Annotated in this window: 7 protein-coding genes; 3 read left to right on the plus strand and 4 right to left on the minus strand. The window is 54.0% G+C overall.

All coding sequences use genetic code 11. From position 1 onward, the window contains the following. On the minus strand, positions 1-1008 hold a 1008-nt coding region (locus V6C07_RS05310; protein ID WP_333535323.1), incomplete at its 3' end, for an FAD-dependent oxidoreductase. Positions 1009-1257: 249 nt separating this feature from the next. On the opposite strand from V6C07_RS05310, the gene V6C07_RS05315 reads away from it, so the two are divergent. Further along, positions 1258-2037, plus strand: coding sequence for an HAD-IIA family hydrolase (locus tag V6C07_RS05315; protein ID WP_333535324.1), 780 nt, complete (start codon positions 1258-1260; stop codon positions 2035-2037). Positions 2038-2354: 317 nt separating this feature from the next. On the opposite strand, the gene V6C07_RS05320 is transcribed toward V6C07_RS05315, so the two are convergent. From V6C07_RS05320 to V6C07_RS05330, 3 genes are all read right to left on the minus strand, one after another. Further along, complete coding sequence (locus V6C07_RS05320; protein ID WP_333535325.1) at positions 2355-3644, minus strand: TRAP transporter large permease; 1290 nt, start codon at positions 3642-3644, stop codon at positions 2355-2357. 9 nt (positions 3645-3653) lie between these two features. After that, entirely contained in the window at positions 3654-4214 is a 561-nt protein-coding gene (locus V6C07_RS05325) for a TRAP transporter small permease (RefSeq protein ID WP_333535327.1), read from the minus strand. A gap of 117 nt (positions 4215-4331) precedes the next feature. Then, positions 4332-5336, minus strand: coding sequence for a TRAP transporter substrate-binding protein (locus V6C07_RS05330; protein ID WP_333535328.1), 1005 nt, complete (start codon positions 5334-5336; stop codon positions 4332-4334). A 972-nt stretch (positions 5337-6308) separates the two neighbouring features. Between V6C07_RS05330 and V6C07_RS05335 the strand changes: the two genes are divergently transcribed. Both V6C07_RS05335 and V6C07_RS05340 read left to right on the plus strand, forming a co-directional pair. Next, positions 6309-7658 carry an SLC13 family permease gene (locus V6C07_RS05335; RefSeq protein WP_333535329.1) on the plus strand — a complete coding sequence of 450 codons (1350 nt, stop codon included), beginning with the start codon at positions 6309-6311 and terminating at the stop codon, positions 7656-7658. Positions 7659-7682: 24 nt separating this feature from the next. Further along, the coding region (locus V6C07_RS05340; RefSeq protein ID WP_333535330.1) for a fumarate hydratase at positions 7683-8284 on the plus strand (602 nt) is incomplete at its 3' end.

The following is an 8284-nucleotide window of genomic DNA, read 5'->3' on the forward strand; positions in this document are numbered from 1 at the left end:
TTCAAGGCCCTCATCCGCGTGGTCCACAATATGAAAATTGCGGCTGGCCTTGCGCCCTGCCGCCCCGCCCGGCGTATACAGCGGACGGGTTCCGGCAAATGCGCGCAAAATGCGGTACTGGCGCACCTGAGGAAAAAGCGGCTCGCCAATATCAAGCAGGCGCAGCACTTCTTCCGTTGTGGGGGTGGTGTCGTCCGGCCTGTCGGTGGATGCGGAGGTGGTGCCGAGAATGGTGATGGAGCCGTGCGGCACGAAAATATCGCCGTCGCCGCTGGGGTGCAGACGGTTGATGACCCTTGAGGTGAAACGGTGGTTGAAAACCACCAGCGTTCCCCTGTCGGGCGAAAGCGCCACATCAAGGCCAGCCATGCCCGCAATGCGTCCGGCCCACGAGCCTGCGGCGTTGATGACACACTGGCAGGCAATGTCAACGGTTGCCCCGGTGTGGCGGTCAATGGCTGTAACGCCGCACACCCGGCCATTGCGCAACTTTATGGCAGTTGCCTCATGGTAGGTGAGCATACGCCCGCCATGACGCCGGGCAGACATGGCGTTGTGCAGCACCAGACGGAAGCCGTCCACACAGGAGTCCGGCACACGAAAAACCCGGCGCACCTCAGGCGAAAGATTCGGCTCCAGGCGCAGCGCCTCGGTCACGTCAATTTCCTGCGCGTCAATACCAGCCTCGCGGCAACCCATGACAAACTTTTCAACATATGCGGGGTCGTCCTGCGGCGTAAGCGCGAAAAAACCTTCGGTTTCCTCGACGCATTGCCTGCCGATACGACGCACGATCATGTTTTCCTCAATACACTCCCGGGCGGATTCATTGTCATTGACGACATACCGCGCTCCGCTGTGCAGCAGACCATGAAAGCGTGAGCTGGTTCCGTGGGCGATGCCCCCCTGCTCAAGCAAAATGGCGGGAATTCCCCGCATGCACAGGTCGCGCAGCGCACCGATGCCGGTCGCGCCGCCTCCAATGACTACAACGGTTGTTTCCAGCATGCAGTCTCCTGATATATATGTAGCTTATGCAACCATGTCCGGATAGAATAGGCGGGCCGCACTTGTTCGGGCCAGCCTTGCAGGGCAGGATGACATCTGTTTTTTCTGCCTGCCATGTTGAGCTTTTTGCTGTCTTGCGTCAAGCTTGCGAATCTTATTAAAAAGTTGGATATGCCCTGCCTGCTCTCTGCTTTTTTTACAAAAAAAGCGGAACAAAAACGCGACACGGATACAAGAAAAAGGAATGTCATGAACTGGTCAAAGAAGCGCTGTGTGATTCTGGATATGGACGGAACCGTATACCTTGGGCATATCCCCATTGAAGGGGCCGTAAGCTTTATACAGCGCCACTGGCAGGACCTGGATTTTTATTTTCTCAGCAACAATACGTCCAAATCGCCCGCAAGCTATGTGGAAAAACTCCGGGGCATGGGCATTCCCGCCCATATTGAGCGCATGCTTTCGCCGGTAAGCCCCCTGGTGGATTTTCTGCGCGCCAACAATATCAGCCGCGCCTATCCCGTGGGAAACAGCGATTTTCAAAGCGACCTGCAAAGCCGCATGCCCGAACTGCAGCTGACCGAAGATGGCGCGCAGGCAGTCATTCTGGCCTATGACACCCAATTGACCTATGAAAAGCTGGCCCGGTCGGCCCTTTTGCTTCAGGACGGCAAGGTGCTTTTTCTGGCGACGCATCCCGACCTTGTATGCCCCTCCCCCGAAGGCCCGCTTCCTGATGTGGGCAGCTTCATCAGCCTGTACCAGACCGCCACCGGGCGCAGCCCGCAGCACATCTTCGGCAAGCCGGACCCCACGGTGCTGGCCCCGCTTCTGAAGCGCTATGCCAAAGATGAAATGGTCATGGTGGGCGACCGCCTCAGCACAGATAAAAAGCTGGCGGAAAATGCCGGCATTGATTTCATTCTTGTGCTGAGCGGCGAGGCAGTGCGCGCGGACCTTGAAAAGGAAAGCGTCCAGCCTACCCTGGTTGTGGACGATCTGGGCCATGCGGAGGCATACTGGAGATGACGGAGCGCTGCCCCCCTGCCTCGGCTGCCAGTCACGTCAGCTCACGCGCCCGAAGATATGCATGCGCATGAAAAAGCCGCTCCTTACGGAGCGGCTTTTTCATAATGAGCCGGAGCACTTCAGTCTGCAATGCTCTGCCTCTTCAGAACACGGTTCTTTACCGTGCTCCTGAGCAGGTTAGCGCTGAAATGCTTCATATTTCAGCATGTTCATTCAGTCGAAAAATGCGATTTTCGGCTGAACCCACGCCACGTTGTGACGCACTGCACTTTCGTGCAGCGTTAGAGCATTTTACCCTTTTTCAAAGTTAATCTGCTCTAGTTGCCGCCCATAAGCCAGTTGAGGGGCGTAAGCGACAGCGAGGGGAAGAAGAGCAGCACAAGCAGCATGATGACTTCTATCAAAATAAAGGGGATCAGTTTGACAACAAGCTGCGTTATTTTGATATTGCCAATGCCGCACACAACATACAGCACTGTGCCCACCGGCGGTGTGATAACGCCGATACCGAGGTTGAGCACAAAAAGCAGCCCGAAGTAATACGGGTCAATGCCCGCCTGCTGGATCAACGGGTAAAACACCGGCGCAAAGATCAGGATATTGGGCGTCAGGTCCATGACCATGCCGATAAGGAAGAGGAAAAGGTTGATCGCCAGCAGCAGCATAATGGGATTGTCAATCAGGGGCGTAAACAACGCTGTCATCTGATTGGGTATCTGCGCAATGGTGATAAACCAGCCCACCGCAGTGGCTGCGGCAACAACCAGCATGACCACAGAAGTCGTGTGCGCGGCGCGGGCGCTCACACGCAAAAGATCACGAAATGAAAGCTCGCGGTAATAGAGCATGCACACTGCGATGGCGTAGATGGCCGCAAAGGCACCGCCCTCAGTGGGGGTGAATATCCCGAAACGGATACCGCCCAGCAGCAGCACCGGCATCATGAAGGCCGGGGTTGCATCAAAAAGAATCTTTATGGCTTCGGCCCTGGTAAAGGTGATGGTTTCGTTGTAGCCGTCGATGCGTACCACAAAGAACCACACGACCATGAGTGCCAGACCGATCATAATGCCGGGCACAAGGCCGATCATGAACAGCTTGGTAATGGAAAGGCCGCTGATGGTGGCGCCAAGCAGAATGAAGTTGGTGCTCGGCGGAATGATGGGACCAAGAATGGCGCCCGAGGCAATAACAGCCCCGGCGCGACCCGGATTATACCCCACCTGCTTCATCATGGGCAGCAGCAGCCCGCCCAAAGCCGCGGCTTCGCCAACAGAGCTGCCCATAAGACCTGCAAAAAGAATACTCGCGATAATGGCCGCATAGCCAAGCCCGCCGCGAACCCGGCCGATCATGAGCTGGGCCAGCTGCACCACCCTTTTTGAAAGGCCGCCCGCGGACATGATTTCGCCGGCGAACACAAAAAAGGGAATAGCCATGAGGGGATAGTTGTTGGCCCCGTCCAGCATGCTGCCTGGGATGATCATGGCGTCCCACATGCCGGAGTGCCACATGAGCACTATGGCGCAGAGCACCAGAACCAGAGCGATAGGAATGCCAAGAGCAAGAAAGAAAAAGAGAGTTCCCAGAAAAATAAACAGCTCCATTTTTCTCTCCTATCCCTTATGGAAGGTGTCTGCCGGACGACGAACGAGCACCGCCAGGGAGCGCAACTGGAAGATCAGGGCGCAAAAAGCCATGATGGGCAAGGTGCCGTTGATAAAGGCCATATTGACATCCGTGGCCACGGAATAGGTATCCATGGTCTGCAGCACGTTGACGATGCCGCCGTACAGCAGCAGCCCCAGGGCAAAAATGCTGCAAAGTGATGCTGTAATATCAACATACTTGCGCGATGCGCCCTTGAGCAGCACCACAAACATGTCCACAGCAATGTGTTTGTTGCGGTAAAAAGCTTCGATGGCGCCGAAAAACGTGATGTAAATGAAAAGAAAGCGCGCCCATTCCTCACTGGGAGGATAGCTGGACGAAAAAACGTAACGCAGAAAAGCGTTATAAAAAACCAGGCCGATCATGCCCAAAAAAATCGCTGCACAAAAAATTTCAAAAAGCAGCTGAGCTTTTGTCTCTTTGGGCGGATTCAGGTCCGGTTCATGTAGGGTGTATACTCCGGGAGCGTGGTCCGGCGGGTATTCTTTTGAATTTTCGTTTTGCATCTGCAACCTCTGCGAAAACGGCACGCAGCCGCCTGTCATGCGGCACGGCCTGTCTGGCTTGCTTGCTACAAAGGACCGGAAAATGCTTTCTGGCCCTTTGTAGCAACATACTGTGTCTTATTTGGATTCACGATAGCTGTCGGCGCTATCAAGAATGGCCTGGGCATTGGGTACAGTGTCGTAAAAAAGCTTCCAGCTGCGCTTGCCGGCATTCACCAGATGCTCATGAAGTTCCTTGCTCGGCTCATGAATATTGCCCTTGTTGGCAAGAATGGTGGCCTTGGCCTTTTCATCGCCGTCCGCAACCATAGCCCACACGTCATCGGCGGAACGTTTGGCGGCCTCTTCAATCCACTTCTGGTCCTGTTCAGGCAGGGACTTGAAGAATTTGTCGTTGATGTAGAGGGAATGGATGACCAGGATATGGCCGGAAAGGCTGATCTCGGGAGTGATTTCGTACATCTTGAGGCTGACGATGTCCGCAAGGGGGCTGTCGCCGCCGTCAATCACACCCTGGTCAAGGGCGCCAGGGACTTCGGCGAAGGGCATGGGCTGCCCGCTGATGCCGCATTCCTTGGCAAAGTTGGTGTACAGGGGAATATTGGGTACGCGCATGCGCAGGCCTTCGAGGTCTTTCACTTCCTTGATGGGCTTTTTGGAATAGAAGTGGCGGAAGCCCAAAGGAAAGGCGTTAAGGGTACGCAGGCCGGACTTTTCGGTAAAACCCTCATTGATCAGCTCAAACGTCTTGCCTTCCATGGCGCGGCGGGCATGGTCAAGATTGTCGAACAGCATGGGGGTTTCAAGCATGGCCATGGCCGGATGCAGAGCCGAGGTCTGGGTGCCGGTGGCGCACATCTGGATGATGCCCTTGCGGGTCGCGGCAATGTAGGCGTCTTCCTTGCCAAGCTGGCTGTTGGGGAAAACCTGCACTTCATATTTGCCGTTGGAAAGTTCTTTCAGATACTTGCCAAACAGGTGCATGCCTATGGTTTCCGGTTCGCCTTCCGGCTTCATACCGGCCATTTTGATGACAGTAGCCGCCCCCGCAGTGGGAGCCGTGCTGAGAGCAAGCCCACAGATCAGACCCACGGCGACAAAAAGCGCAACAAGACGTTTCATTACAAATCCTCCAAATTTTTTATGTTCAGCGTGAACGGCAGAACCGCCCACCAGTGAACGCACGGGCGACAACCCCGCCCCCCGCAGCGCACACATATACCCGGGTAAATGCGGCAGATTCAATCCCTACTTGCCAAATTTTTTTTATGCAAGCCCTTTGGCAGAATCACGGCTCCAGACATCTTGCCGGAAATTACCAGAATGGGTGTTCACAGTTGCCATAGTCTGAAAACGGCACATTGAAACAGCAAAAACAGCGGGTTGACGCACCAGACAACGGGAAAAGCTTCACGAAACGAAACATGCTTTTCCATCTTGCGCGTATTATCCCCGGCCTGCCTGGAGTTCAGACAGATTGCCGCCCCTTTGTACCCCAAAAGCACAAAACACACCACATTGAAGCCCTCTGCCGGAAGAGCGAAAAAACACGCCTGCATTTAGCCTGTCCGCCGTTATCGGCAAGGTGTTTCTCCGTTGCCAACGGGCTTTCTTATGGTCAGGCAACCCGCCTGGGTGGTATCATAATATAAAACATATAACATTTGAATATATAACTATCAGACAAAAATATTCTCCTGACGGCCCCGCATTGCCAGGTTACATTTCCCATACAGCGGCACTGCAAATAACAAAACATCAATGGAAAATAACACAAGAACAATACATGTGCATATTCTTAAATAGATAGTTTATTAATAATGATTAACCAACAACTCTATTCAATCACACTATATTGTGATTTTTTTTACATTCAATGCATTATAGTTATTTTTTTTCCTTCTTTACTGTTTTTCTTGAAAATATGTATCATTGATCACTCATTCAATAAAAATCTATTGTAATGAATAAATAATCGTGTAAGTATATTGATTAAATTTATAGCGCTATACATAAACGTCTCTAATGCTTCATAATTTGTCTTTATGGCATGAAAGAGACACCATCAACTCTATCTTGCTTGGAGGTTGACGGATGAAGCGATCTTTTTTTCTTGCAATGGTTGTGGCAATGCTTGCAATTATTGCTGCCCAGGATGTGTTCGCCGCAAACCAACTGGGTATAAAGCTGCCTGAAGATCCGACAAAAGCGTACATCACCCTGGGCATTCTTGTTATTGCGGCAATCATGTTTTTTACTGAAGTTGTACCGCTGCCCATAACAGCACTGCTTGTGCCGGTGGCCCTGTCATTGACAAACGTCATATCTTCAAAAGTCGCCTTCAGTTACTTTGGCGATCCCACAGTGGTACTGTTCATGGCCATGTTTATCGTGGGTGAGGCCACATTCATTACCGGCTTTGCAGACAAGGTTGGTGCTCTGGCTGTCAGGCTTTCCAAAGGCAACCCCATCAAGCTTCTTGTTTATGCCATGGCCGCAGTGGGACTGCTTTCCTCTGTGCTTTCCAATACAGGAACCACGGTGGTCGCCGTGCCGATGATTCTCGGCATGTGCATGAAGGCCAAGCTGGCCCCCGGAAAAGTGCTTATGCCCGTAGCCTTTGCGGCTTCTCTTGGCGGCACGGTAACCTTGGTAGGCACGCCGCCCAACGGCATCATCAACTCCATGCTCTCTCAGACCGGGCAAAGTCCTTTCGGCTTTTTCGAATTCGGTCTGATCGGCATTCCGCTTCTGGTCGCGGGCCTTCTTTACTACGGACTGATAGGACACCGCTTTTTGCCCGAAGGACGACAGATCGACGATGCTGTTCTGTCGGAAGAAGCCCAGCCGCGCCGCGAAAATAAAATGTGGCATGCCATGGCCGTCTTTGCCTTCGTAGTCTTCATGATGGCCAGTGAACTTGTTCCCCTGACGACGGCGGCCATGTTTGGCGCCTGCATGATGGTCATTACCGGCTGTATGACCATGCGTGAAGCATTCCGCAGCGTTGACTGGACAACCATTTTTCTGTTTGCGGGCATGCTGTCCATGTCGGCAGCAATGGACAAGTCCGGCGCGGCGGCTATTGTAGCCAACGCGGTGGTCAGCACTGTCAGCGATCCCTGGCTGCTCATGCTCGTCTGCTGTGCGCTCACGGCGATCATTACCAACTTCATGTCCAATACCGCCACGGCAGCCCTTATGGCTCCTCTGGCCTTGCCCATTGCTCTGGGCAGCGGTATTTCTCCCCTGCCCATCATCATGGGTATAGCCATGTCAGCCTCGGCCTGCTTTCTTACGCCTATTGCCACGCCGCCCAACACCATCGTACTTGGCCCCGGCAGGTACACGTTCCTTGATTACGTCAAGGCCGGCTGGCCCTTGCAGCTCATTACCCTTATCATGTGCTGGCTGCTTATCCCCCTGATCTGGCCTTTCCATTAGGCTGCCGTCAGGTGCGCTGTGGCCATGGGCGCCACAGCAGTTAATGCTGATAAAGAACGGGACGGTGTGGACATGAAGGAAATCCATTTTGACGACATAGCGCGCACTGTGGCGGAACTGGCCATAGAAGCCTGCTACCGCCTGCCGGACGACATGGTTGCGGCCATGCGCGCGGCACGAACGCGCGAACCATCGCCCGTGGGGCGTAACATCCTGGATCAACTGCTGGAAAATGCTGAAATCGCCGCCAGGGGCGATCTGCCCCTGTGCCAGGATACCGGCCTTGCCGTGGTCTTTGCCGAAGTGGGACAGGATGTGCGCATTGTGGGCGGTCCTTTTGAAGATGCCGTCAATGAGGGCATCCGCAAGGGGTACACTGAAGGATATCTGCGCAAATCCTGTGTGGACGAGCCACTGTTTGAGCGCAAAAACACCAAGGACAACACCCCTGCCGTCATCCATACCCGCATTGTACCCGGCAACGGGCTGCGCCTGCGGCTGGCCCCCAAGGGGGCAGGCTCGGAAAACAAGAGCGTGCTCAAGATGCTCGTGCCGGCAGACGGCATTGACGGAGTGCGCAAGGTGGTTCTGGATGCGGTGCTGGCCGCCGGCCCCAATTCCTGTCC

Origin of the sequence: Desulfovibrio sp. 1214_IL3152, assembly GCF_036763055.1 — a bacterium.
In the GTDB taxonomy this organism is placed as follows: Bacteria; Desulfobacterota; Desulfovibrionia; order Desulfovibrionales; family Desulfovibrionaceae; genus Desulfovibrio.